The sequence below is a fragment of the Streptomyces sp. NBC_00984 genome, from assembly GCF_045162475.1.
GTDB lineage: Bacteria > Actinomycetota > Actinomycetes > Streptomycetales > Streptomycetaceae > Streptomyces.
Window position 1 is genome coordinate 4,963,126 of record NZ_CP108734.1, and the last position, 24,763, is coordinate 4,987,888.

Consider the following 24,763-nt stretch of genomic DNA (forward strand, 5'->3'; position numbering starts at 1 on the left):
ACGTGCCAGGCATTACAGTCGGGCCATGACCAAGTGGGAATACGCGACCGTGCCCCTTCTCGTGCACGCGACCAAGCAGATTCTGGACACCTGGGGCGAGGACGGCTGGGAGCTGGTCCAGGTCGTTCCCGGCCCGAACAACCCCGAGCAGCTCGTGGCCTACCTGAAGCGGGAGAAGGCGTAGTGGCGGGCGCCGTCGAGGCGAAGCTCGCCGAACTCGGGCTGACGCTGCCGGACGTCGTGCCGCCGCTGGCCTCGTACCAGCCGGCCGTGCAGTCGGGGGTGTACGTGTACACCTCGGGCCAGCTGCCGATGGTGGACGGCAAGCTCGCGGTCACCGGCAAGGTCGGTGCGGAAGTCACGCCCGACGAGGCCAAGGAACTGGCGAAGACCTGCGCGCTCAACGCGCTGGCCGCCGTGAAGTCGATCGCGGGCGACCTGGACCGGATCGCGCGGGTGGTGAAGGTCGTGGGCTTCGTCGCCTCGGCGTCCGACTTCACCGGGCAGCCCGCCGTGATCAACGGCGCCAGCGAGCTGCTGGGCGCGGTGCTCGGCGACAAGGGCGTGCACGCGCGCAGTGCGGTGGGCGTCGCGGTGCTGCCGCTGGACGCGCCGGTGGAGGTCGAGGTCCAGGTCGAGCTGGTCGGGGCCCAGGGCGTGTTTGAGAAGTAGCGTCGTCCGCCCGGAGGGCGGGTCTCGCGGGGTCTGGCGCGTGCGATCGGAAGGCGCCGGGGTGCCCTCGTAGCGGAGCTACCAGGGCATTTCGGCAACGCGGCGAGCGTGCGTGTCAGACCCCGCGAGACAGACGGGACTTCTCAAAAACGCCCTAGGGTCTTTCGCCGCGTTCTCCGATCCCGTCCGGTCGTCATGACCGGGCGGGATCATCTGTGTGCGGGGCATGTACGGATCAGTCGACCCCTCGAACATCGGCGCGGTTCCGGATAGCCTCCGGCCATGTCCAATGGTCAGTGGTACCCACCGGAATGGCCCGACCGGATCCGGGCACTCGCCGCAGGTGAGCTGACGGCCGCGACCCCGAAGCGGGCCGCCACCGTGATGCTGCTCCGGGATTCCGCCGCTGACACCGAGGGCGGTCCCACCGTCCACATGCTGCGCCGCCGCGCCTCCATGGCTTTTGCCGGCGGGGCATACGCCTATCCGGGTGGCGGGGTCGACCCGCGCGACGACGACCGGCTCGTCGGCTGGGCCGGACCCCCGCTGGAGACCTGGGCCGAGCGGCTCGGCGTCGGGACTCCGGCCGAGGCCCAGGCCATCGTCTGCGCGGCGGTCCGTGAGACGTACGAGGAGGCGGGCGTCCTCCTCGCGGGTCCGGGCGCCGACACGGTGGTCAGCGACACCACCGGTGCCGACTGGGAGGCCGACCGGGAGGCACTGGTCGCCCGTGAACTGTCGTTCGCCGAGTTCCTGGACCGGCGCGGTCTGGTGCTGCGTTCGGATCTGCTGGGCGCCTGGGCGCGCTGGATCACCCCCGAGTTCGAGCCCCGTCGCTACGACACCTGGTTCTTCGTCGCCGCGCTCCCCGAGGGTCAGCGCACCCGCAACGCCTCCACGGAGGCCGACCGCACGGTGTGGATCCAGCCCGGCGAGGCGGCCGACGGATACGACAGGGGCGAGCTGCTGATGATGCCGCCGACCGTGTCGACGCTGCGGGCGCTGAGGCCGTACGGGACGGCCGCCGAGGCCCTGAAGGCGGCGGATTCCCAGAACCTCGCGCCCGTACTGGCACAGGCGCGGCTGGAGGGCGACGAGTTGGTGCTGAGCTGGCCGGGACACGATGAGTTCACCAAGCACATCCCGAGCGGCGGCGCGGGCGGTGAGGCCGTATGAGCGAGGCCGCGGCCCTTCCGGGGCAGCCGCGCGGCGGGGTCCTGTCCGGCCCCGCCACCAGCCGTGCCGCCAATGTCCTCGCCCCCAACGCCTCGCCGATGACGCTGGACGGCACCAACACCTGGATCGTCGCCGAGCCCGGCTCCGACCTCGCGGTCGTCATCGACCCGGGCCCGCTGGACGACACGCATCTGCGGGCCGTCATCGACACCGCCGAGCGGGCCGGCCGCCGGATCGCGCTCACCCTGCTCACCCACGGGCACCCCGACCACGCGGAGGGCGCGGCGCGGTTCGCCGAGCTGACCCGTACCAAGGTGCGTGCCCTGGACCCGGCGCTGCGGCTGGGCGACGAGGGGCTGACCACGGGCGATGTGATCACCACCGGTGGACTGGAGCTCCGGGTCGTACCGACCCCCGGGCACACCGCGGACTCGCTCTCCTTCCATCTGCCCGCCGACCGGGCGGTGCTGACGGGAGACACGATTCTCGGGCGCGGCACCACGGTCGTCGCGCATCCGGACGGGCGGCTCGGCGACTACCTCGACTCGCTGCGGAGGCTGCGCTCGCTGACCGTCGACGACGGCGTGCACACGGTGCTGCCGGGGCACGGTCCGGTGCTGGACGACGCGCAGGGCGCGGTCGAGTTCTACCTCGCGCATCGCGCGCACCGGCTGGCCCAGGTGGAGACGGCGGTCGAGGCCGGGCACCGGACGGCGTCGGAGGTGGTGGCGCAGGTGTACGCGGACGTGGACCGGTCCCTGTGGCCCGCCGCGGAGCTCTCGGTGCTGGCGCAGCTGGAGTATCTGGGCGAGCACGGGCTCATCTGACCTGACCTGACCTGACCTGACCTGACTGGCCTGGCCTGGTCGGATTTGGTCTGACCGGCTTCATCGGCTTCACCGGCTTCACCGGCTTCGGCCTGCGGCGGAAACGCGGCAAGGCCCCGCCGGGCGGCGGGGCCTTGCGTACGGGTGCGGAGGTGGCGTCCCCGGTCCGGCTAGCGGGACCGCTTCGCCAGGCGCTCCACGTCCAGCAGGATCACGGCGCGCGCCTCCAGGCGCAGCCAGCCGCGTCCGGCGAAGTCGGCGAGTGCCTTGTTGACCGTCTCGCGGGAGGCGCCGACCAGCTGGGCCAGCTCTTCCTGGGTCAGGTCGTGGACGACGTGGATGCCTTCCTCCGACTGGACGCCGAAGCGGCGCGACAGGTCGAGGAGGGCGCGGGCGACACGGCCCGGTACGTCGGAGAAGACCAGGTCGGACATCTGGTCGTTGGTCTTGCGCAGGCGGCGGGCGACGGCGCGCAGCAGGGCCGTGGCCACCTCGGGACGGGCGTTCAGCCAGGGCTGCAGGTCGCCGTGGCCCAGGCCGAGGAGCTTGACCTCGGTCAGCGCCGTCGCGGTGGCGGTGCGGGGGCCCGGGTCGAAGAGCGACAGCTCACCGATCAGCTCGCCGGGGCCGAGGACCGCCAGCATGTTCTCGCGTCCGTCGGGGGAGGTGCGGTGGAGCTTCACCTTGCCCTCGGTGACCACGTAGAGGCGGTCGCCCGGGTCGCCCTCGTGGAAGAGCGCGTCGCCGCGTGCGAGGGTCACCTCACTCATCGAGGCGCGGAGCTCCGCGGCCTGCTCATCATCGAGCGCCGCGAAAAGCGGGGCGCGCCGCAGAACGTCGTCCACGAGTTCTCTCCTTGTCGGCCTGTTCAGGGAACCGTGGTCCCCATCATGCCGGACGGTAAAACAGTGCGATCAATCACAAACCAGTTTGACGCACGGGCGTGCCCAACCGTGCGGCAGGGGGCCGATTGGGGGTGGATACACGGTGACAGGGGCAGATGTCAGTGCGTGGCTCTAGGCTGGCCGGGTGTCCAAATCGCCGGTGAGAGTGCAGGCCAAGGGGGCTGATGGGGTGTCGGAAGGCCGTGATTCCGCTGTGGGCGAACAGGGTGCGATTCGCCCGGAAAAAGCGACAAAACGCCCCGTAGGGGAGTCGGTGAAACGCCCTGCGAAGGCAAAACTCGCGGGAGCGGCAGGAGCGGGATGGAAGCCGGAATCGCGTCTGGCGATGGTGCGCCGTGCCCGCAGGATCAACCGCGAGCTCGCCGAGCTCTATCCCTACGCCCACCCCGAGCTGGACTTCAGGAACCCCTTCGAGCTCCTGGTCGCCACGGTCCTCTCCGCCCAGACCACCGATCTGAGGGTCAACCAGACCACCCCCGCGCTCTTCGCCGCCTACCCCACCCCCGAGGACATGGCCGCGGCCGTCCCGGAGGAGATGGAGGAGCTCATCCGGCCGACCGGTTTCTTCCGGGCCAAGACCAAGTCGCTGATAGGCCTCTCCGCGGCGCTCAGGGACAATTTCGGCGGCGAGGTACCGGGCCGGCTCGCCGATCTCGTCACGCTTCCGGGGGTCGGCCGCAAGACCGCCAATGTCGTTCTGGGCAATGCCTTCGGCGTCCCCGGGATCACCGTCGACACCCATTTCGGCCGCCTGGTCCGCCGTTGGAAGTGGACGGAGCAGGAGGATCCGGAGAAGGTCGAGGCCGAGATCGCCACGATCTTCCCCAAGAGCGAGTGGACGATGCTCTCGCACCGGGTCGTCTTCCACGGCCGCCGCGTCTGCCATGCCCGTAAGCCCGCCTGCGGCGCCTGCCCGATCGCCCCGCTCTGCCCCGCGTACGGCGAGGGCGAGACGGACCCGGAGAAGGCCAGGAAGCTGCTGAAGTACGAGATGGGCGGCCGGCCGGGCCAGCGGCTGAGCCCGCCGGCGGACTACCCGGGCAAGCCCGCGCCGCCCCTCGGGGCAGGCTGACGCGGGGCGCCGAATCCGGGGCCGACGTATGGCGCCGGCTCCGGAGCGGCCGGAACGAAATGCGTGACGACAGGCGTTGTGAGACGAGGGGTGCCTATGAAGACGCACGAACAGAGCACGGAAGCGGCAGCCGCGCCCGCTGCGCCCGCTGCGGGAAACCCGGCGGCGGTCAGTCCCGCCGCGGCGGTCGCGGCGGCCGCCGCCGCGGCAGGCGCCGGTGAGGACGCGGCGATCACCGTCACGGCCGAGGGCCTGCCCGCGTGGCTCGACCCCGTGGCCCGCGCCGCGCGGACGATCGAGCCCGACCAGCTCAGCCGCTTCCTGCCGCCGGAGAGCGGTGCCGGGCGGCAGTCCGCCGTACTCATCCTCTTCGGCGAGGGCGAGCGCGGTCCCGAGCTGCTCCTCATGGAGCGATCCGGAAGCCTGCGTTCCCATGCCGGGCAGCCATCCTTCCCCGGCGGCTCCCTGGACCCGGAGGACGGCGACCAGGCGACGACAGGGCCGCTCAGGGCCGCTCTGCGGGAGGCCCGGGAAGAGACCGGCCTCGATCCGCGCGGCGTCCAGATCTTCGGCGTGCTGCCCCGGCTCTACATCCCCGTGAGCGGCTTCGTGGTGACGCCGGTCCTCGGCTGGTGGCGCTCGCCGAGTCCGGTCGGTGTCGTCGATCCGGGTGAGACGGCCCGCGTCTTCACCGTTCCCGTGGCGGATCTCACGGATCCGGCCAACCGCGCGACCACGGTCCATCCGAGCGGCCACCGAGGCCCGGCATTTCTGGTCGAATCCGCCCTGGTGTGGGGTTTCACGGCCGGAGTGATCGACCGCATTCTGCACTTCGCGGGCTGGGAGCGCCCATGGGACACCGCCAAGCAGGTGCCGCTCGACTGGCGCGCATGACAGGCTGACTCCCGTGCTGCGCTGTCCGGCCCCGCCCGGACCCAGCCGAAGGAACGGGCCCGGTGACGAATCTGCGAGGCTATAGACGGTGAACGTGCTGGACATCCTGCTGCTGGCCGGCGCCGTGTGGTTCGCGGTCATCGGCTACCGACAGGGGTTCGTCGTCGGCATCCTGTCGGTGATCGGGTTCCTGGGCGGCGGTCTCGTCGCCGTCTATCTGCTGCCGATCCTGTGGGACCAGCTGACGAACGGCTCCGAGGTCTCGTCGACGGCTGCCGTCGTCGCCGTCGTCATCGTGATCGTCTGCGCCTCGGTGGGCCAGGCATTCACCACCCACCTCGGCAGCAAGCTCCGCCGGTACATCACGTGGTCGCCCGCGCGCGCCCTCGACGCCACCGGCGGTGCCCTGGTCAACGTCGTCGCGATGCTGCTGGTCGCCTGGCTGATCGGCTCCGCGCTGGCCGGCACCTCACTGCCGACGCTGGGCAAGGAGGTCCGCAGCTCCTCGGTCCTGCTCGGCATTTCCCGGGTGATGCCCGCGCAGGCCTCCACCTGGTTCACGGACTTTTCCTCGGTCCTCGCGCAGAACGGCTTCCCGCAGGTCTTCAGCCCGTTCGCCAACGAGCCGATCACCGAGGTCCAGGCCCCGGACCCGGCGCTGGTGGGCAGCCCCGTCGCGGCCCGCGCCAAGAAGTCCATCGTCAAGGTCGTCGGCACGGCCCCGAGCTGCGGCAAGGTCCTCGAAGGCACCGGCTTCGTCTTCTCCGGCCGCCGGGTGATGACCAACGCGCATGTCGTCGGCGGCGTCGACGAACCCACCGTCCAGATCGGCGGCCAGGGCCGGCTGTACGACGCGAAGGTCGTCCTGTACGACTGGCGGCGCGACATCGCCGTGCTCGACGTACCGGACCTCGATGCGGAGCCGCTGAAGTTCGCCGACACCGACCACGACGCCCGGACGGGGAACAGCGCCATCGTCGCGGGCTTCCCGGAGAACGGCTCGTACGACGTACGGGCCGCGCGCGTCCGGGGCCGTATCGGCGCCAAGGGCCCGGACATCTACCACCGGGGCACCGTCCGTCGCGATGTGTACTCGCTCTACGCGACGGTCCGTCAGGGCAACTCCGGCGGACCGCTGCTGACCCCCGGAGGCGAGGTGTACGGCGTCGTCTTCGCGAAGTCGCTCGACGACCCCGACACCGGCTACGCGCTGACGGCCGACGAGATCCGCCAGGACATCAAGCGTGGCCGATCCGCCAACCAGCAGGTCGACAGCCAGGCGTGCGCGCTCTGAGCGCCGGTCCGGCAGTACCCGGGCGCAGCGCGGCGCGCTGAGGCCGGGGGAGTCGTGGTGAAGTCCCGCCCGGCCGGTGAGCGTTCACCGGCCGAACGGGGCGGAGATCATCCGCGTGGATGGCGCAGCCGCGCCGAGACCCAGCGGGCCCGACGGCGCAGAATGCGCGGGATACCGAGCTGGGGATCATGCAGAACATGCATCTCGTGCACCCGGCCCTGGGGGCCGCCCCCCTCATGAGTGCTCAAACCCGCCGTGGCGGTCGAGCGACGGTTGCGTGCTGTGTCACCGAAGTCGTGCGTCCAGCCCATACCGGGACGTCTGCCCGTGCCTCATGGTCGGTAATCGCCCATCCGTCAGCCAATTGGCCTATGCGCCGGGCAATTGGCTGTTCGTCGGACAACTGTGCCCGTACGGCTACCGATCGGGCTCGGGATCCTTGAGCCAGCTGATGAGTTCGGCCGAGAACCCGGCCGGATCCTCCTCGTGGGGGAAGTGCCCCAGACCGTCGAAAAGTCGCCAACGGTACGGCGCTTCGACGTACTCGCCGGATCCCGCCGCGCTTCGCGTGCGGATCGCCGGATCGAGTGAACCGTGCAGATGCAGCGTCGGTACCCGCACCGGCAGTTTCATCCGCCGGTTGAACTGGATTCCGTCCGGGCGGGCGAGGGAACGCACCATCCAGCGGTACGGCTCGATCGAGCAGTGCGCCGTCGACGGGATGCGCATCGCGCGCCGGTAGACGTCCACCGTCGCGTCGTCGGGGAAGTCCGGGGTCCGGGGGCCTGCCCATTCGTGGATCAGTCGGCCGACCAACGCCGCGTCGTCGGCGACGAGCTGACGCTCGGGCACCCACGGGCGCTGGAAGCCCCAGATGTACGAGCCGGCCCGGGACTGCGTGAAGTCGGACAGCATCGAGGAACGCCAGCGGCGCGGATGCGGCATCGAGGAGACCACGAGGCGGCGCACCAGCTTCGGACGCATCACCGCGGCCGTCCAGGCGAGGTAGCCGCCCATGTCATGGCCGACCAGGGCCGCGTCCGGTTCGCCGAGCGAGCGGATCACGCCGGTGATGTCGAGCGCCAGGTTGGCGGGGTCGTAGCCCCGGGGCGTACGGTCGCTGCCGCCGACTCCGCGCAGGTCCATCGCGACGGCCCGGAAACCGGCGTCGGCCAGCGCGGTGAGCTGGTGGCGCCAGGTCCACCAGAACTGCGGGAAGCCGTGGAGCAGCAGCACCAGCGGACCCTCGCCGAGCTCGGCGATGTGGAAGCGGGCGCCGTTGGCCGCCACGTCCCGGTGGGTCCACGGCCCGTCGATTCGCACGGGCCCGCCGGAGCCGACCGGGGCGGACGAGCCGCCCGGGGCGTTCGAGACTTCCGGGACCGTCGAGCCCGGGGTGGCTGGCTCGTCCGAGCCCGTCCGGTCTTTCCGCCCTGCCCGGTCGTTCGAGCCTGTCCGGCCGTCCCTGCCCGCAGGGGCTGCCTGACCTTCCGGGCCTGTGGGGCCTACCGGGCCTACCGGGCCTACTGGGCCGAATGCGCTGGAATCGGGGACCGTCATGTAGACGAGCGTGCCACAGCGGAGGCCTTGTCCTGGACTGGAGCCTTCTCCATGGCCTTGCCCGCCAGCGTGCTGCCCGAGACGGCCGGGCGGCTCGTTCCGGCCGTGACGGCGGGCCGCGGGTGCGGCTTGACGCCCTGCAGCACGGCCGCCGTCTGCTTCGCCGAAGCGATGGACTTCTCCGGCGGCTTCAGCTTCTTGAACTTGAGCCAGCCGACCAGCCCCAGCAGGGCGGCCAGGAGAAAGAACCCGCCGGCCACGATCAGGAACGACCACGCCAGGCCCAGGCCCAGGTTGTGGATTCCGTAGGCGGCCGCGAAGCTCAGCATCGGCATCATGAACAGAAGCAGCACGGCCGCGACGATCATCGCCACACTGCCGATCGCCCCGCGCTTGACGTCCTGCCGTACCTCGGCCTTGGCCAGGGCGATCTCGTCGTGCACCAGTGCGGACATCTCGGCTGTCGCCGCGGCGACCAGCTGCCCGAGACTGCGGTCGGCGCTGCCCGCGTTGTTGCCGGGGTCGCTCATCCCTGACTCCCTCTCCTGTTCTGCTGCTCAACACATCTGGTGTCAGATCATGCCGGACCGTCCGGCTTGCTGCGCGCTGCCCCCGCCAGTTGGGCAAGGCGGCGGTGCTCGGCCGCCTTCTTCTCGTGGATCGCGGCCATCCGCAGGTGGTACTCCGGGTCGTCCTGTTCGTAGATGTCCGGCACCCCGTCCTCGTCCTCGTCGAGCTCCTCCGCCTCGTGCAGTGCCCGGTATGTGCGTACCCGGAATTTGAGCAGTACACCGGCGAGAACGGCGGCTGTCAGGGATCCGAGCAGCACGGCGGCCTTGATCTCGTTGATCATGCCCTCGTCGCCGGCGAAGGCCAGCTCACCGATGAGCAGCGAGACGGTGAAGCCGATCCCGGCGAGCGTGGCGACCGCGAAGACATCCGCCCAGGCCAGGTCCTTGTTCAGCTCCGCCTTGGTGAAGCGGGTGGCCAGCCACGTACCGCCGAAGATGCCCACGGTCTTGCCGACGACGAGGCCCAGGACGACACCGAGCGTCTCGGGCCGGGTGAAGACGTCCGCCAGCGCGCCGCCGGAGAGGGAGACGCCGGCCGAGAAGAGGGCGAACAGCGGCACGGCGACACCGGCCGACAGCGGGCGGATCAGGTGCTCGATGTGTTCGCCGGGCGAGTGGGTCTCGCCGTCCCGCCGGGTGCAGCGGAGCATCAGGCCCATGGCGACACCGGCGATCGTGGCGTGGATGCCGCTGTTGTACATCAGGCCCCAGATGACCAGGGCGAGCGGTACGTAGATGTACCAGCCGCGCACGTTCCTGCGCAGCAGCAGATAGAAGACGGCCAGCCCGACGAAGGCGCCGATCAGCGCCATGAAGTCGATCTTCTCGGTGAAGAAGACCGCGATGATCAGGATCGCGAAGAGGTCGTCGACGACGGCGAGGGTCAGCAGGAAGGCGCGCAGCGCGTTCGGCAGCGAGGTGCCGATGACCGCGAGTACGGCGAGCGCGAAGGCGATGTCGGTGGCGGTGGGGACGGCCCAGCCGTCCGTCGAACCTCCGCCGACCACGTTGACCAGGGCGTAGACGACGGCCGGAACCGCCATTCCGCACAGCGCGGCGACGACCGGGAGGGCGGCCGCCTTGGGGTCGCGCAGTTCGCCCGCGACCAGTTCCCGCTTGAGCTCGACGCCTGCGACGAAGAAGAAGATCGCGAGCAGCCCGTCCGCCGCCCAGTGCGCCACGGAGAGGTTGAGGCCCAGCGACTCCGGCCCGAAGTGGAAGCCGCTGACGGACGCGTAACTGGATCCGAAGGTGTTCGCCCACACCAGGGCGGCTATCGCCGCGGCCAGCAGGATGACGCCGCCGACGGTCTCGGTGCGCAGGGCGTCCGCGAGGTAGTTCCGCTCGGGGAGGGACAGCCGCGCGAGAAAGGTGCGACGGGACGGAGACGGGGGTGCGGGGGTGGGCGCGGCCACGAGTGGAGACCTCCGGGTCGGTACGGCAGCGATGGCATGGCTGATGCACTTGCCGACCAGACTTCCCGGCACCCCTGTGGAGTTTTCTTATTGCTTTGTTGACGCGGTTGTCACTGTACCCGGGGTGCGGGGGGCTGTATCCGGTGATCTTCACCTTAAATGCCCGTGGGGCATCCGGCGCGTTGCCGGATGCCCCACGGGGACGTACTGCTGCTCGCTGTGATCGGTCCTCGGAGACTGTGGTCAGTCCTCGGAGGAGGACGACGGCAGCTGGGTCTGAATGAGGGTCATGACCGAGGAGTCGGTGAGCGTCGTGACATCGCCCAGCTCGCGGTTCTCGGCGACGTCGCGCAGCAGACGCCGCATGATCTTGCCCGAGCGGGTCTTCGGCAGCTCGGCGACCGGAAGGATCCGCTTCGGCTTGGCGATCGGGCCGAGCGTGGCACCGACGTGGTTGCGCAGCTCGGCGACGAGCTCGTCGGAGGCGTCGGCCGTACCGCGCAGGATCACGAAGGCGACGATGGACTGGCCGGTCGTCTCGTCGGCGGCACCGACCACGGCTGCCTCGGCGACCGAGGAGTGCGACACGAGCGCCGACTCGACCTCGGTGGTCGAGATGTTGTGCCCGGACACGAGCATCACGTCGTCGACCCGGCCGAGCAGCCAGATGTCGCCGTCCTCGTCCTTCTTGGCGCCGTCGCCCGCGAAGTACTTGCCCGCGAAGCGTGACCAGTAGGTGTCGATGAAGCGCTGGTCGTCGCCCCAGATGGTGCGGAGCATCGACGGCCACGGCTCGGTGAGCACGAGGTAGCCGCCCCCGCCGTTCGGAACCTCATTGGCCTCGTCGTCGACGACCGTGGCCGAGATACCGGGCAGGGCGCGCTGGGCGCTGCCCGGCTTGGTCTCCGTCACGCCCGGCAGCGGCGAGATCATCATCGCGCCGGTCTCGGTCTGCCACCAGGTGTCCACGATCGGGCACTTGTCGGCACCGATGTGCTTGCGGTACCACATCCACGCCTCGGGGTTGATCGGCTCACCGACCGAACCGAGGATCCGGAGACTGCTCAGATCGAACTTGGCGGGGATGTCGTCACCCCACTTCATGAACGTGCGGATCGCGGTCGGCGCGGTGTAGAGGATCGTGACGCCGTACTTCTGCACGATCTCCCAGAAACGCCCCTGGTGCGGGGAGTCGGGCGTGCCCTCGTACATGACCTGCGTCGCGCCGTTGGCCAGCGGGCCGTAGACGATGTACGAGTGGCCGGTCACCCAGCCGATGTCGGCGGTGCACCAGAAGACGTCGGTCTCCGGCTTGAGGTCGAAGACCGCGTTGTGGGTGTACGCCGCCTGCGTCAGGTAGCCGCCGGAGGTGTGCAGGATGCCCTTCGGCTTACCCGTCGTGCCCGAGGTGTAGAGGATGAAGAGCGGCTGCTCCGCCTCGAAGGCCTCGGGGGTGTGCTCGGCGGACTGCCGGCCGGTGATCTCGTGCCACCAGACGTCGCGGCCCTCGGTCCACGCGGTGTCCTGGCCGGTGCGCTGCACCACGAGGACGTGCTCGACGCTGTCGATACGGGAGACGGCGTCGTCCACGGCGGGCTTGAGCGCGGACGGCTTGCCGCGGCGGTAGCCGCCGTCGGCGGTGATGACGACCTTGGCGTCCGCGTCCTGGATGCGGGCCGCGATGGCGTCGGCGGAGAAGCCGCCGAAGACCACCGAGTGCGCGGCGCCGATGCGGGCGCAGGCCAGCATCGCGATGGCGGCCTCGGGGATCATCGGCAGATAGACGGCGACCCGGTCGCCCTTGCCGACACCGAGCTCGATGAGCGCGTTGGCGGCTCGGGAGACCTCGTCCTTGAGCTGTGCGTAGGTGATGGCGCGGCTGTCGCCGGGCTCGCCCTCGAAGTGGATGGCGACCCGGTCGCCGTTGCCGGCCTCGACGTGGCGGTCCACGCAGTTGTACGCGACGTTGAGCTTGCCGTCCGCGAACCACTTCGCGAAGGGCGGGTTGCTCCAGTCGAGCGTCTCGGTCGGCTCCGTGGCCCAGGTCAGGCGACGGGCCTGCTCGGCCCAGAAGCCCAGCCGGTCCGCCTCGGCCTGCTCGTACGCCTCCGCCTTGACGTTGGCGTTCGCGGCCAGATCGGCAGGCGGTGCGAACCGCCGCTCCTCACGAAGCAGATTGGAGAGGGAAGAACTCTCTTTGCTGGCCATGCAGGGCACCGTCCCAAGTGGTGTAGACCATTAGCTAGTGGGCAATTCTCTGGCGGTCGGGGTAGTCGGTCAACCCCCTTCCTGCCCGATCCTCGCACTGCTCGGCCGCCACCTGAAAGCACGACAGCCCCTGAACGAAGGTTCAGGGGCTGTCGGCCCGACGTCTACGGCTCGCAACCCCGACGCCAGGTACGGCAGTGAATCACGCCGATCAAGATCCATCAATATACGGAGAACCGTAACGACAAATGATCATGATCGGCCGACCATCAGGACTGTGCGCCCCGATTCGCTCAACGACCGTCTCGCCTATCGGCGCCACGTTGGCGAGCAGATCCGCAATCGGAGACTCGCCGCGAACCTGACGCAGCAGGCACTTGCCGAATCGGCTGGACTTGAAAAACAAGCGATCAGCCACATTGAGAACGGGCACGCATCACCCCGCCTTGACACTGTGTGGCGCCTCGCGCAAGCCCTCGGTGTCGGTGTCGCCGATCTCGTCCGGGAATAGCTCAGCCTCGCCTCAATATGAGGGGTACTCAGCGCCGCACTTCTGGCAGACCTGCTTGCCCTCCTCATGCCGAGTGGTCCCGCCGCAGGGGCAGAAGAAGATTGCAAGGATGGCGATCATATTGAGCCCTTGTGCAGTGGTGGAATGAAACCCGCCCGGACCCCGGCCGCCGCCGGCCTCGGGTACGGGCGGGCCGGACCCGCCCGCGGCTGGCCGGCGTGATGCAGCCGCGGACGGGAGATCAGGGGCCGAGGTCCACTACGGTGACACCGACCAGCTCGCGGACGAGCTTGGAGGCGAGCAGACCGCGCCGCCGGTCGTCACGCTTGTGCAGCCAGACATCGCCGGGATGGACGCTCCACCCCTGAGCAGTCAGGGTGTACAGCGCTCCGGCGGCACCCCACAGCCGCGGCAACCGGACGCGCAGCGCGACGTGGTCGCCCCGGCCTAGGTGCGGGCACTGGGCCACGGCCTGGCGTGCGTGCAGCTCGCAGAGCGGCGGCTGAATGGTGCGCGAGCCCTCGGGCCAACTGTCCGGGTCACCGGGCTTGCGCCAGTCCAGGAACAGCCAGCCGGCCCGGGACTTGCTTGCGGGCCCGCCGCATACCTGGCAGCGCAGGCCGAACATGGTTTCGTACTGCCGGCTCGGGTGCATGGAGTCGTACTGCGGCCGGCCGACGCCCGGGGAGCTGGACACGCGCGCCCACAGGACGCCCGACCCGTCACGGTCGGACGGCCGGGGAACACCCTTGTATGTCAGGCGTGGAGCGTGCTTCATGTCCACTGTGAGGTCCCGCTCGGGCTCGCCGTGCTCGGAGTCCCACATAACGACGTAGGGGACGGGCGGACAGGGCATCAGCGTGCGTCCCGCCATGCGCGGGTAAGGCGGACTGCGGCCGGGCAAGGGGCGCGACGGCAAGCGGCGCACCCGTAGGTGTGGCCGAGGAGGATGCGATACGCCTCGTCGCCGGGCGATTGGACGGGCTTCGTCAGGGTGATCACTGGTGGCCTTTCCAGCAGGTGGGGCAGCATCGGGGGAACCAGAGGGCCGACGTGCCGTGGGCGTCCACCGGGCGCGGCCCGAGGTCGTGCGCTGTTCCGTTGGCCAGCGCGACCGCGCACCAGACGCACAGTGCGCCGCGCTGCTGAGCGCCGTACAGGGTCGCTGGATCAGGCAGAGGTAACGCGGCTGCTGGGGGCATGGTCGGCTCCATGTCGAATGACCGGTGGAGACATGGTGAGGCCGCGGAAAGGCCCCGACTATCCGCAGTTTCGGATAGTCGGGGCCAATGGTTTACCGAGGGTTAGGCGCCCAGCCAGGAGCCATAGGAGAGAAAGCTGTCAGGCAGTTGCCGTTTGGCAGCCTCCAGCCCGGCGTACGTCTCGCGGACAGTCTGGTGATACCGCGCCTGCTGCGGTGCGGACTTGCGGGCCCGGAGCAGATTCGCGAACGCGTCGTCGAGCGCACCCGTCCACATCTGCGCGCGTGCAAGCTCCGCGTAGTGGTGGGAGCGCCGGGAGGCCGGCCATTCGCGCGGGATGCGCACGCCTTTCCCGGCCTGTGCGGCGGCCCCGTACTCGTCAAGCTCGGCGAGCACGCTGACCCGGTGCACATCCACGTTGGTCGGGCCGAACGTCAGCCAGTGCACGTGTGCGGCCTCTCCGGTCAGGCCGGCGATTCGCCCAGCTTCCGCCAAGTGCCCTTCCGCTCGCGCCCGGTCCTGCGCACGCCCGGCCATAACCGCCGCGCCAAGATGCAGCTGCCCGGTAAGCACATCCCGTTCCTGGCCGCACTCGGCCTGCTCAAGGTCGGCCAGCCCCACCCTTACGAGTCGATCCCCAGTGCGGTACTGCCCCGCCCGCAGGTACGTGAGGCCACGCATGTAGCGGCTCATCGCGCCAACCACCGCGTCAGACGCCCGTTGTGCCGCCCAGTCCATGCGGGCCAGCGCGATCGACGCCAGATCGCCGTATCCGAGCTTCGAGGACACGTCGTAGGCGGTCCGGTACGTAGATGCCAAGGTCTGCCACGATCCTCGGGCGCTGGCCGCATGCGCTGCGGTGGTCGCCTCCTCGATCAGGCCGGGAAGCTCCCCCGCGACTCGCTTAATCTCTCCAGCTCGAACTGCGACGAGATGTTCGTCAGCATCTGCGGCAATCAAGGCGTGCGGGCGGGGTGAGACGTTCGGGTCCGGCCCGAGGTCGAAAAGATCGAGCGCCTCCCGGATCGGCTGGATCAGTATGTCCAGCTCATCCGCACGGAGCTCGGTCACGTACGGCTGACCGGTCACGGTGGCGACCTCTACTCGCAGAGCGCGGGCCACGCTCGCGATGATGTGAGGGGACGCTGCGGTCACGCCTTGCTCGACCTTGGCGAGGGTGCTGTAAGGAACGGTGGACAGGTCCGACAGGGCCCGTTGGGTGAGGTGTCTCTCAAGGCGCAGCCGCTTGATGCGTGCGCCGGTGTGGTCATGCGGAAGAGCGTGCATACTGGCTCCGTTCTGACTCGACACCAGAACGGTACCCGCCACGCCGACGGCGAGTGCTTTCGAAGGCCCCATCTTCCCCGCGACGATGGGGCCTTCGTGTACCCCGGACGTACGAAACCGCCCCCTCCCGCACGGTGCGGAAGGGGGCGTTGCGCTGCATGGCGGCTACCGCCACAGGGATACGGCGAGGCCAGCCACACCGACCAACGCGGCCAGGGATGGCAGCGGCCACCGGTTCCGTTCGAGGGCGTCGAGACGTTTCTCGTGGTCGTCTAGTACGCGGTCGGTCTGGTCGGTGCGCTGCGCGACCAGGGCGAGGCTGCCGTTGACTGTGGCGAAACCCGTCTCCATCGTGCCGCGCAGTTTCTCCAACTCGACTGCGACCGCGGCCGGGTCAGATGGGGTGGGGATGGTCACGGGCGTCCGTCCTCGGCGAGGCCGATGCCGAGTCGGGCGAGCAGCTGCTCGACGACCGGCAGCGCCATGACCCGGGAGGCGCCGGCCGCGATGGCGAGCGCACCCGCGACCCACGGCAGCGACTCAGGGATGCCGGACGCGGCCACAATCGCGGGGAGCGCGGCGGCCACGCCGACCGCGGCCTGAATCGCGGTACGGATGCTGCGCTTGGTGCTCGGCTTCATGGCGGTCACTTCTTCCGGCCGTAGGCGATGGTGTGGAGCGCGGCCCATCCCTTGGGGCCGATGGCGGGGTCGTAGTGCTGTCCGGCGGCGCGGTAGGCGGGGTGCGCCTGGTGGAAGCGGGCGACCGCGGCCTGTGTGGCGGGCCCGTACGTGTCCGCCTCGGCGATGGCGGCGGACATGAACCCCGCGGCCTTGAGCGCCCGCTGAAGCCCGCGCGCCGAGGGCGACTTGCGGCCCGGGGCGAGACCGGCCGGGAACGCGGGCGGCGCGTACGGCTTCGGCGTGGTCGGCTTCGAGGGCTTGCTCGGCGCGGTCGGCTTCGGTGCCTTGCCCGCCCACGCCGGATCGGCAGACTGGATGCCTTCCGGGTAGTCCGGGTACCCGTACCCGTACACGTACGCATCCCGGCGCTTTCGCGTTTTCAGGTACACCCCGTCACCCTCGGCCGAGCCGTTCGCGTTCGTGTTGCCCTCGACGGTCGTAATCGTGTCTGCGGTGTAGCTGACGACGATGCCCGTGTGGCTGCTTCCCCCCGTCCCGTAGAACACCTGCGCCCCGACCGCCGGATACTCGCTGAATCGCTTTCGGTCCCTGAACCACTTCACCCCGGCCGCGCACGACGCAGTACGCGGGAACAGTTCGGCGGCCCCGGCGGTCATGGCCACCCACGACACGAAAGTCCCGCACCACGCTTGCCAGTCTGCCCACTCCAGGCCCGGCACGGCCGGGCCGTACTTCGTCTTGTTGTTCCAGTGGCCGTTGGTCTTGCCCTCGCGGTAGCCAATCTCGGCCCGCGCGGTCGCAATCACCTTGTCGGTGAGCGGTGTTGCCATGGGTGTCTCCAGACATGAAAAAGGCCCCGGCCGTCACGGCTCGGGGCGAGAAGAGGGAAGAGGGCTATCCGGCCGCGAACGCGCCGGAGAAGTTCACAGTCGCGCCGCTGGCGATCGATGCCGTCGGGTCGAGTGATGTCAGCGTGCACAACCCGTTGGTGGCGACGCGGACAGCGCCCGATGCGATGCCTGCTGTGTCGAACGGAGCAAAGTAGATGGCGCCCGGCCGGCAGTCGCTCGGGAGGGTCGCACAGTCCGTGTCGCCGATGTTGCCCTTGGCGTCGGCGGTAATCGCGCCTCCGTTGCGGACAAGGATGATCGACCACTCCACCACCCCGCCGGTTTTGCGCGCGGTGAAGGACGTCAGAGTGAAAGCGGCGGCCGGGGTCGCGGTCGAAGCGAGCGGAACCGGGGTGAAATCGTTGAGTCTGGCTGCGGTGATCCGCATGCCGGGTTGCCACAGAGTCATGGGTGGGTCCTCACAGGGCGACGATGGTGGGCTGGGCCAGCCGGACATCCGTCCCGGCTGTCTGCGGCTTGCTGATGCCGTTTACGGCCCGGGTGACGGCGAAATACTGCACAGTCGACGACGCGTTGAAGTTGCCCCACGAGACCGTCACGGGGAGCGTCCCTGTGTAGGTAGTCGACAGGATGGCGCGCATCCCGACCTGCCCGGTATCCGTCAGATCGGTGTCGCTCGTTTCCACCTGCCACGTGGTCGGCTCCGGTGCGGCAGCCTGCCAGGCACGGGCCCGGAGCGTTGTGCCCGTCACCTGGAGTCGGAGCCCGAAGCGGGCCCCGGCCGCATGGGTGAGGCCGGTGGTGTTCTGCACCAGCAGGGATTCCGTGCCCGCGACCCGCTTCCGCAGAGTGAGGATCACGGCCTGTGCCGCCGAGAACTCCAGCCGCGCCAAGTAGGCGTTGTTCGTGTCGAGCGCGCGGGCCGCCAGGGCGACGAACTGCCCGCCTCCGGCCGCGAGTACGTCGGTGGCCACCGTGGCGGACAGGTCCACGTTCCGGGACGGCCCCGGCATCAGCGCCCACCGCGACGAATTCACGGCACCCATGGTCATCAGACCGCGGCCCATCAGCGCGGCCCGGATCGTCGATGCGTACCGGTAGAACACGGCGGTACGGGCCCCGGAGTCGCGGACTGACTTCGTGTTCTCCCCGTTCGGGAAGAACGAGTTCCGGAGCGCGCGGGACATTTCCAGCTGCACACCGCCACCGCTGCGGGTGCGGTTGCAGATGTTGAGCGGGTCGGTCCCCGCGATCTCACTCGGCGCGGTGTTCACGGCGAACCCGGCGCGGGTCAGTGCTGCGGTGACCCGCGCGACCAGTTCGGTATCGAGACCGCCGATCGCGGTCTCCGGCACACCGTCAGTCCCCACGTATCCGTGGAAGGACAGGCACCGCCGGACGTTGGCCACCAGGGCTTGCCCCATCGGCTCGTCGAAATGGGTCGACGTGATGTGCAAGTCCACGTTGTTGGCCTTCTTGAGGCCAGCGAACTCGTAGTAGGCCATGGCCACCCCGCCGCGCGATATCTCGCGGGCCATCTCGCCGGAGCCGCCTTCGATTCCGCCCCCGTGGATAGCGATGGCGGCCCACGTCGCCCCGGCCGGAGCGACCGCGGTCCGGCTGTACGCCACGCCTTCCTTTTCAGCGGCGGCCAGCTCGGCGTAGCTCCCGTACTTGTCTGCCACGTCATCCCCCCTGTACCGAGTAGTCCGAGGCCGCGCCGCCGGTCGTCGTCCACGTCTGGCCCGATGTGGCCGTGCCCCACCCGTTGGTCACGGACCGGTCGAAACGGTCGCCGCGAATGCCCACAATGTCGGTCACGGTCATGACCTCACCCCCGGCCCGGATGTCGAACGGCAGCTCGGCACGGTCCTGCGTCCATACCGGCCCGGCCGGCGTCGCCACCCGAATCAAGGTGTCCGAGGCGCTGAAATCCCCCGACACCGCCGATCCGTCCGTGTCCGCCCGGCTGAGCACTGGATCATCCATTACCCCGATCCGGTACGGACCGGCAGGAGTGCACGACAAGGTGACCTCCCACGTACGCGGAAGCGGCTGATGCTGGATCTGGCGCACCAGGAGATCGAGCGGGCCCGGCCCGGTGAAGTGCGGCGGGTTGGTGATCCGCAGGAGATCACCCGGCCTGAGCCCGAGCGCTGCCGGAATCAGGTCCGGGTGTCGGTGCAGCCGAATTCGCACGGTCGGATACCGGGCCTCGTCCCACGTGCCCAGGTGCGCACGCCATCCCGCTATCCGGTACGGCTGATCGTCGTTGCCGAGCGACAGCGTTACGGCCTCCTCGTACACCCCTACCCCGCCCTGTTCCGGCGGGAGCACCGACAGCGGGCCTGACTCGATCACGGCCCGGCCGGACGATCCGCCCTGCCGGGTCACGGTGACGTCGTTGCGCAGCTCGGCGTCGTCGTCGACTGGTTCCAGCGGCGGCGCGACCTGCCCGGCCGCGTAGTCCAGAGTGAGGGCCGGCCGCTGGTTGTACAGGGTGGCGCGGTCCCGGTACACCAGCCCCAGCCGGTCCATCTGCTCGTACAGAATCCCGCCATCGGTCTCGACGACCTCGGACACGAGCGTCATCAGCTCGGCCTGACCCTGCGGCCCCATCTGCTCAGACGTTGCGGTGGCGTCGCCGTCGCGAGTGCTCAGCATCAGCTGAGGTTCCTCGCCTGCGAGACGCACCAGCCGCTGAACCGCGGTTTCACGGGCAAATGCGCGGTCGGCGCCGTTGTAGATCGTGGTCCCGGGGGTGGTGCCGGTGCCAGGCACGGCGGCAACGGACAGGTGCCCGATGGTCATGCCCTGTGTGCCACCCGACGTCCAGGACCCTGTCACTGCGGTGACGGAGCCCATTGCCCCGGCGTAGCTGGTCGTGGCGTACCACCACTTGCCGTCGGCGATGTCGCGCCAGGCACAGACCAGCCGAGTGCCGGCCGCCCCGTTGTCCGAGACGAAGATTGCCAGCCGGTTCCAGACACCCACGAAGTCGGTGAGTGAAGCGGCCTCGGTGAACACGATGAACGCGAGCATGTCGCCGTTGCTGTCCCGCGCTTCAAGCCGGATGCCTGAAGTGCTCGCGAAGACGTGCACGGTACGGGCCTGTGACCCTGTCACCGCCACGCGCAGAATCTCTGTCTGAAGTCCCGGCATCGTCGGCAGGCGGTAGACCATCTCCACATGCCACCCCGGGCCCGGGGCAGCAGGCACCCGCGCGGACAATGTGGCTACGTCGCCAAGGGTCGGCAGCGCAGCCGATCCGGGCAAGCTGTCGTCGGCCGCCAGGTCGAGCCCTGAGACCTTCATCGGCTGCACACCATCGATCGGTGAGTAGAGCTGGGTGGCTCCCTCGCCGTCCTCCATCGGCCAGTACGCCAGCAGCCCCGGCGCGGACGGGATCCGGCGGCGCAGCGTAGATTGCAGCGGCCGGCGTCCCTGGCCGAGGCGGCGCAGGATGCCCGCGGCCTGCACGGGCACCCATGCGTCCTGCTCGCTCGCAGACCAGCGCGGCGGCCACTCGGACACCTCGCCGTGAAATATCCCCTGCCGGTGCGTCACCTCAGCCGCCGCGCCGAGCGTCCACACGCACCCTGCGCTGTCGGTCATGCCGGTAGCGCCGTCGGCCAGGGCCCGGAAGTCGGGCGCGGCAACGACCGTGCCGCCGATGCCCGCCCGCACTTCCGCTCGGTGGATCCGTCCCGCGATCGGCTCGACGCCGGCAGCGGTCGATGGGGCGAGGTCGAGCGGGGCCGTACCGGCGTAGATGGTCGTGGCCGGACTGACCGGCATCGGCGCGCCGATCAGCTCCCACGGTCCGTCCATCGTCGGCGCCCACCACAGTGTGGCGGTAAAGCCTCCCTGGCCGTTGTTCACGTCCAGTGTCGCCCGGAGTGCAGCACGCGGCGGCAGCGCCGGTAGAGGCTGCTGCGCGAAGTACGTCGATGCCCCGTCCGGCGACCAGTTCAGAATCAGCAGACCATCAGTAAGCCGCAGCAGATACGACCGCTGATTCGTCGCACTGATCCACTTGCCGATCAGTGCGTGACTGCCGGCCGCATTCCAATCGGTCGTAGCCTCCACTCGGATGTCAATGTCTCCGGTGATGTCCAGCGGCGCAGCGTCCGGGGTCCGGGCGTACGCGTCCGAGGTGCCGTCCAGATCGAGGTACGCCTCGGCCCCTGAGATCGACACCCGGCACGGCGTGTTCCGCCCCAGCAGCCCGAAATACGGGCTGCTGGGGTTGCGCGGGGAGTACCGGCCCGTGCGGTTGTTGAGGAGAAGCGAGCAAGACGCAGGATCCGGCTGCGCCCCCTCGCTCGCCGTGCCGTGTGTGATCTGAACCGGCTCCCGGGTGTACAGGTCAGGCGTGATGTCCGTCCATGCCCCGGCGAGCAGCAGCTCGGCCCGCAGACCGAGCGGATCCTCGGGAAACGCCACCGCTTACCTCCTGACTCTCTTGCCCGCAAGTACGAGTTGCACGTCACTGCCACGGACGCGGATTGCGTGCCGCAGCTCTTCGAGGAGCGCGTCATCACGGCGCGACCCGGACGACCGGATTTCAATTACGGTCCGGGCCGGACCACCCGCACCCGTACCGACCGCGCCGCCAGCAGCCGACCCCGCAGGGACCGGCACGGCGGACGGATCGACCAGTGCCGCCATCGACGCATCGACCGCGCCGCGGCCCCCGTCAATGCCCCGTACGAGGCCCTGCGGGATGTACCGGCCGACAGCGGCCATGACCCGCGACGGCGAGTGGATGCCGAGCGCCTGCCGGATCGCCTTCTGCATCCCCTTGGCGATCGTCAGCATCTGCCGTTCGATCGCCTTCTGCTGCGACTGGAGACCCTTCACGAGCCCCCGCGCAGCCTGGATCCCGGACCCGTACATGGCGTCACCGGCGGTCTTACCGGCACCGTCGGCCGCCTTGACCAAAGCAGCCTGCTGGCTGTTGATCTGCCGCACCTGCGACGCCGAGGCGTTCGCCAGAGCAGCAGCGGATCCGGCGCCCTGCTCGACCCCGGCCTGTGCGATCTGCGCAATCAGGTCGGACCGCACACCCTTCTTTCGGAGCGTGGCAAGCTGCCGCGCAAATTGCTGGGCTTGCGCGACCCTGGACGTCAGGTTGTTGAGGATCGATTCGGCCGAAGAGATCCCGCCCCCGGACGTGATGTTCCCCGCGTCAAGAACGCCTTTTCGTACGTCTGCGGCGAGCTTGTCGCGGTCCTTGATCTGGTCGGCGACCTTCTTCTGAGCTGCTTTCAGCTGACCTGCGATCTTCGCTTCCCGGGTGGCAAGCGTGATCAGCTTCTTACTACCGCTGCTGATCTTTCCGAGAGCCTTCGACCGCTTCTTGCCCGGCCGAAGACCATCGGTCACCATGTCCGCGAGCTTGGTCGATGCCGCCTTGACCTGCTTGCTCGATCCAGTCAGACCGTCAATCAGACCGCGCGCGATCCACCGGCCCTGAGCTGTGGTCACCTTCGACGGCGAGTGGATGCCGAGCGCCTTTGCAATCGGGCCAGGGATCATGGACTTGGCCCAGCTGATCAGCTTGCCCTTAATCCAGCCGCCCATGCCCTTGATGCCATTCCAAAGGCCCTGGACGACGTTCCTCCCCTTTTCGAGAAGGAGCGACCCAAGGTTGCCGATAGCACCCTTAATCCGACCGGGAAGACCGCGCACGTAAGTGACGAGCTGAACAATTTTCAGGGCAATCTGAATCTTCAGCTTGTCCCAAGCCCTCAGTGCACCGAACACGAAATTGAGAATCGTGGTCACGATACTCTTGCCGATGCCCTTAATTTTCCCCCAAATCCAGTCCCACGCGGCACTCGTGGCGGATTTGATCCGATCCCAATTGGCGTAGATCAGCGCGGCAAGACCGACGATTGCGGCGATCACCCACCCGATCGGACCCATGGCAATCACCCACGCTGCGGCCATACGCGCACCCTGGATCATCGCCTGTACGCCCATGAGCAGCCACGTGCCCACCACGCGCGCACCTGCGGCAACCTGCGTGCCAGCCGATGCGAGCGCAGACGCACCCGACGTCACCCATGCAGCCACGGTCTGAGCGGCCGAGACCGTCGCAGTAACCCCCATGAGCACTAGAACCGGCAGCAGCGCACCACCGATCACGCCGGCCAGTATCTGAAGCGTGCCGGAGTTCTGCTGCGCCCACGTACCGAAGCGCATCAGCGCCGGAATGACCTGCGATCCGAGGACATTTACGACGCCCTGTTCAAGGCTCCGTTTGAATGCCTCAACGCGAGTTCCTGCGTTGTCCCGCAGTGAATTACCGGCCTTATCGGCGGCGCCGGAGAAATTCCCGAGTGCGCCAACTGCCTTTGACGGGTCGAGAGCAAGAAGGGCTTTCTGTACATCCTCCGACTTCGTGCCGAAAAGCTCGGTAGCGGCGGCATCCCGCTTAACGGGATCCTCCATGGCGCGCAACTTGTCGAGCGTCATTTGCAGAGCCTGTGTAGCCTTCGGGCCACCTGCGGAAATCATCTGGACCATCTGACTGGAATTCAACCCAATGTTCTTGAATCCAGACACAATCTTGTCGCTACCGGCGACACCCTCAATCGTGAATTCCTTGAGAGCATCAGCGACAACATCGGTATCACGCGCGCCAGCCTTGAGGCCCTGCGACATAAGGCCGGTAGCACTCTGCGCATTCAGTCCGAGACGCTGAAAGATCACCGAATATTCATTGAAGGTATCGGCGATGTCGTCGGCGCGCGGCCCCATTCCCTGTAGGCCCTTGGTGATGACGTCAAGCGCCATCTTGGCATTCGGGGCAAGGCCAGTTTTCATGATCTGCCCGATAGCGTTTGCGGTCTGCCCCAAATCCAGTTCGAAGGTGGTGGCGAGGTCGCTCACGTTCGTAGCGATGCTCTTGATCTGCGAGTTCGTCGCACCGGTCGGGAGGAGACCGGCGCGCATGGTCGCAGAGATCGAGTCCGCGGCGCCCTGGAAATCCTCGGTCACCCCGGCCGCATACATCTGACCGGCGATCTTCCCGTATTGCTGCGCCACCGCGGGGGTGGTGCCGAGCTGGGCGGCGAGCTTGCCCGTGATGCGGGACTGGTCGAGCGCCTGCCCGATGCCTGCCATCAGGACCGCGCCGGCCGCGACACCAGCCGCAGCAGCGGCCAGCTTGATCTTTGAGAAACCGCCCTCGGCGGCCTGCGCCGCATCGTCGGCGCCATCATCAGCGCCCTGGCGCAGACCGTCGCCGAGGGCATCACCGGCCGCGCCGCCCACGGTTCGGCCGGCCTGGACGAACCGGCCCCGGGCGTCGCGAATCGAGCCGTCGGACGCCCGAACGAACCCTTCGCCAAGCGCCTGCCCAGCAGCCTGCCCGGACCGGTCCGCATCCCCGGTCATCCGCTGCCCGGCCGCGCGTAGATCCCCCTCCGTGCGGCGCAGCGCGGGCCTGACCTGACCGTCGTCGATGGTGATGTAGCCGGTCAACTCGCCAACGGTGAGCGCCATCACCGGCCCCCCTTCTGCCCGTGGTCGGGCGGTGTGAAGTGGCGGTTGATGCGGCACTCAGTGGAGAGGAGGCCGAAGATGCGGACGCGGAGCCATCGCCACGACCGGTCGCGCAGGATTCCGCTGGACGCGTCGATGCCGTAGACCTGGTGCAAGTC

General features: G+C 69.0%; 23 protein-coding genes. 8 read left to right on the plus strand and 15 right to left on the minus strand.

What is annotated here, in order from left to right:
- Positions 1 to 25: 25 nt before the first annotated feature.
- From OG520_RS22085 to OG520_RS22100, 4 genes are all read left to right on the plus strand, one after another.
- Positions 26 to 184 (plus strand): DUF4177 domain-containing protein, encoded by a 159-nt coding sequence (locus OG520_RS22085; protein WP_003967454.1) that lies wholly within the window; start codon positions 26 to 28, stop codon positions 182 to 184.
- Entirely contained in the window at positions 184 to 672 is a 489-nt protein-coding gene (locus OG520_RS22090) for a RidA family protein (RefSeq protein ID WP_406014306.1), read from the plus strand. The genes OG520_RS22085 and OG520_RS22090 overlap by 1 nt, the downstream gene beginning before the upstream one ends.
- Before the next feature lie 282 nt (positions 673 to 954).
- Positions 955 to 1,848: an NUDIX hydrolase gene (locus OG520_RS22095; RefSeq protein ID WP_399329362.1), complete on the plus strand. Its 894-nt coding sequence runs from the start codon at positions 955 to 957 to the stop codon at positions 1,846 to 1,848.
- Complete coding sequence (locus OG520_RS22100; protein ID WP_406014307.1) at positions 1,845 to 2,675, plus strand: MBL fold metallo-hydrolase; 831 nt, start codon at positions 1,845 to 1,847, stop codon at positions 2,673 to 2,675. The genes OG520_RS22095 and OG520_RS22100 overlap by 4 nt, the downstream gene beginning before the upstream one ends.
- Positions 2,676 to 2,845: 170 nt before the next feature.
- Here OG520_RS22100 and OG520_RS22105 read toward each other — a convergent pair whose 3' ends face one another.
- The gene (locus tag OG520_RS22105) at positions 2,846 to 3,520 is read right to left on the minus strand and encodes a Crp/Fnr family transcriptional regulator (protein WP_014046869.1); all 675 of its coding nucleotides are present in this window, start codon (positions 3,518 to 3,520) and stop codon (positions 2,846 to 2,848) included.
- Positions 3,521 to 3,833: 313 nt separating this feature from the next.
- On the opposite strand from OG520_RS22105, the gene nth reads away from it, so the two are divergent.
- The 3 genes from nth (at position 3,834) to OG520_RS22120 (ending at position 6,840) form a co-directional block, all read left to right on the plus strand.
- Entirely contained in the window at positions 3,834 to 4,652 is an 819-nt protein-coding gene (gene nth, locus OG520_RS22110) for an endonuclease III (protein ID WP_406014308.1), read from the plus strand.
- Positions 4,653 to 4,748: 96 nt separating this feature from the next.
- The gene (locus OG520_RS22115; protein WP_399329365.1) at positions 4,749 to 5,546 is read left to right on the plus strand and encodes an NUDIX hydrolase; all 798 of its coding nucleotides are present in this window, start codon (positions 4,749 to 4,751) and stop codon (positions 5,544 to 5,546) included.
- Positions 5,547 to 5,634: 88 nt separating this feature from the next.
- Positions 5,635 to 6,840, plus strand: a complete 1,206-nt coding sequence (locus OG520_RS22120; protein WP_406014309.1) for a MarP family serine protease — start codon at positions 5,635 to 5,637, stop codon at positions 6,838 to 6,840.
- 107 nt (positions 6,841 to 6,947) lie between these two features.
- On the opposite strand, the gene OG520_RS22125 is transcribed toward OG520_RS22120, so the two are convergent.
- The 5 genes from OG520_RS22125 to acs all read right to left on the minus strand — a co-directional run bounded on the left by OG520_RS22125 (position 6,948) and on the right by acs (position 12,595).
- Positions 6,948 to 7,151, minus strand: a complete 204-nt coding sequence (locus OG520_RS22125) for a hypothetical protein (RefSeq protein WP_266417479.1) — start codon at positions 7,149 to 7,151, stop codon at positions 6,948 to 6,950.
- Positions 7,152 to 7,257: 106 nt separating this feature from the next.
- A complete protein-coding gene (locus OG520_RS22130; protein ID WP_406014310.1) occupies positions 7,258 to 8,400 on the minus strand; it encodes an alpha/beta fold hydrolase in 1,143 nt (380 codons plus the stop codon).
- A complete protein-coding gene (locus tag OG520_RS22135) occupies positions 8,397 to 8,930 on the minus strand; it encodes a phage holin family protein (protein ID WP_399329368.1) in 534 nt (177 codons plus the stop codon). The genes OG520_RS22130 and OG520_RS22135 overlap by 4 nt, the downstream gene beginning before the upstream one ends.
- Positions 8,931 to 8,977: 47 nt before the next feature.
- Positions 8,978 to 10,387, minus strand: coding sequence for a Na+/H+ antiporter NhaA (nhaA, locus tag OG520_RS22140; protein ID WP_406014311.1), 1,410 nt, complete (start codon positions 10,385 to 10,387; stop codon positions 8,978 to 8,980).
- A gap of 243 nt (positions 10,388 to 10,630) precedes the next feature.
- On the minus strand, positions 10,631 to 12,595 hold the full coding sequence (acs, locus tag OG520_RS22145; RefSeq protein ID WP_406014312.1) for an acetate--CoA ligase: 1,965 nt from the start codon (positions 12,593 to 12,595) through the stop codon (positions 10,631 to 10,633).
- A 277-nt stretch (positions 12,596 to 12,872) separates the two neighbouring features.
- On the opposite strand from acs, the gene OG520_RS22150 reads away from it, so the two are divergent.
- Positions 12,873 to 13,106, plus strand: coding sequence for a helix-turn-helix domain-containing protein (locus OG520_RS22150; RefSeq protein WP_406014313.1), 234 nt, complete (start codon positions 12,873 to 12,875; stop codon positions 13,104 to 13,106).
- 241 nt (positions 13,107 to 13,347) lie between these two features.
- On the opposite strand, the gene OG520_RS22155 is transcribed toward OG520_RS22150, so the two are convergent.
- From OG520_RS22155 to OG520_RS22195, 9 genes are all read right to left on the minus strand, one after another.
- Positions 13,348 to 13,803 carry a hypothetical protein gene (locus OG520_RS22155; RefSeq protein WP_406014314.1) on the minus strand — a complete coding sequence of 152 codons (456 nt, stop codon included), beginning with the start codon at positions 13,801 to 13,803 and terminating at the stop codon, positions 13,348 to 13,350.
- A gap of 607 nt (positions 13,804 to 14,410) precedes the next feature.
- On the minus strand, positions 14,411 to 15,595 hold the full coding sequence (locus OG520_RS22160; RefSeq protein WP_406014315.1) for a helix-turn-helix domain-containing protein: 1,185 nt from the start codon (positions 15,593 to 15,595) through the stop codon (positions 14,411 to 14,413).
- A gap of 165 nt (positions 15,596 to 15,760) precedes the next feature.
- The gene (locus OG520_RS22165) at positions 15,761 to 16,012 is read right to left on the minus strand and encodes a hypothetical protein (protein ID WP_406014316.1); all 252 of its coding nucleotides are present in this window, start codon (positions 16,010 to 16,012) and stop codon (positions 15,761 to 15,763) included.
- Positions 16,009 to 16,236 (minus strand): hypothetical protein, encoded by a 228-nt coding sequence (locus OG520_RS22170; RefSeq protein WP_406014317.1) that lies wholly within the window; start codon positions 16,234 to 16,236, stop codon positions 16,009 to 16,011. Before OG520_RS22170 ends, OG520_RS22165 begins: the two co-directional genes overlap by 4 nt.
- A gap of 5 nt (positions 16,237 to 16,241) precedes the next feature.
- Positions 16,242 to 17,069, minus strand: a complete 828-nt coding sequence (locus OG520_RS22175) for a CHAP domain-containing protein (protein ID WP_406014318.1) — start codon at positions 17,067 to 17,069, stop codon at positions 16,242 to 16,244.
- A 64-nt stretch (positions 17,070 to 17,133) separates the two neighbouring features.
- Entirely contained in the window at positions 17,134 to 17,538 is a 405-nt protein-coding gene (locus OG520_RS22180; protein WP_406014319.1) for a hypothetical protein, read from the minus strand.
- Positions 17,539 to 17,548: 10 nt separating this feature from the next.
- Complete coding sequence (locus OG520_RS22185) at positions 17,549 to 18,775, minus strand: poly-gamma-glutamate hydrolase family protein (RefSeq protein ID WP_406014320.1); 1,227 nt, start codon at positions 18,773 to 18,775, stop codon at positions 17,549 to 17,551.
- Between the two features lies 1 nt (position 18,776).
- Entirely contained in the window at positions 18,777 to 21,536 is a 2,760-nt protein-coding gene (locus OG520_RS22190; RefSeq protein WP_406014321.1) for a hypothetical protein, read from the minus strand.
- Between the two features lie 3 nt (positions 21,537 to 21,539).
- The gene (locus OG520_RS22195; protein WP_406014322.1) at positions 21,540 to 24,605 is read right to left on the minus strand and encodes a phage tail tape measure protein; all 3,066 of its coding nucleotides are present in this window, start codon (positions 24,603 to 24,605) and stop codon (positions 21,540 to 21,542) included.
- Between the last annotated feature and the right edge of the window lie 158 nt (positions 24,606 to 24,763).

Excerpts from the sequence above, each read along its gene's own strand:
- OG520_RS22085 (WP_003967454.1), top strand. The coding sequence starts at position 26 with ATGACCAAGTGGGAATACGCGACCGTGCCCCTTCTCGTGCACGCGACC.
- OG520_RS22095 (WP_399329362.1), top strand. The coding sequence starts at position 955 with ATGTCCAATGGTCAGTGGTACCCACCGGAATGGCCCGACCGGATCCGG.
- OG520_RS22100 (WP_406014307.1), top strand. The coding sequence starts at position 1,845 with ATGAGCGAGGCCGCGGCCCTTCCGGGGCAGCCGCGCGGCGGGGTCCTG.
- OG520_RS22115 (WP_399329365.1), top strand. The coding sequence starts at position 4,749 with ATGAAGACGCACGAACAGAGCACGGAAGCGGCAGCCGCGCCCGCTGCG.
- OG520_RS22125 (WP_266417479.1), bottom strand. The coding sequence starts at position 7,151 with ATGGGCTGGACGCACGACTTCGGTGACACAGCACGCAACCGTCGCTCG.
- OG520_RS22130 (WP_406014310.1), bottom strand. The coding sequence starts at position 8,400 with ATGACGGTCCCCGATTCCAGCGCATTCGGCCCAGTAGGCCCGGTAGGC.
- OG520_RS22135 (WP_399329368.1), bottom strand. The coding sequence starts at position 8,930 with ATGAGCGACCCCGGCAACAACGCGGGCAGCGCCGACCGCAGTCTCGGG.
- acs (WP_406014312.1), bottom strand. The coding sequence starts at position 12,595 with ATGGCCAGCAAAGAGAGTTCTTCCCTCTCCAATCTGCTTCGTGAGGAG.
- OG520_RS22160 (WP_406014315.1), bottom strand. The coding sequence starts at position 15,595 with ATGCACGCTCTTCCGCATGACCACACCGGCGCACGCATCAAGCGGCTG.
- OG520_RS22170 (WP_406014317.1), bottom strand. The coding sequence starts at position 16,236 with ATGAAGCCGAGCACCAAGCGCAGCATCCGTACCGCGATTCAGGCCGCG.
- OG520_RS22175 (WP_406014318.1), bottom strand. The coding sequence starts at position 17,069 with ATGGCAACACCGCTCACCGACAAGGTGATTGCGACCGCGCGGGCCGAG.
- OG520_RS22180 (WP_406014319.1), bottom strand. The coding sequence starts at position 17,538 with ATGACTCTGTGGCAACCCGGCATGCGGATCACCGCAGCCAGACTCAAC.
- OG520_RS22195 (WP_406014322.1), bottom strand. The coding sequence starts at position 24,605 with ATGGCGCTCACCGTTGGCGAGTTGACCGGCTACATCACCATCGACGAC.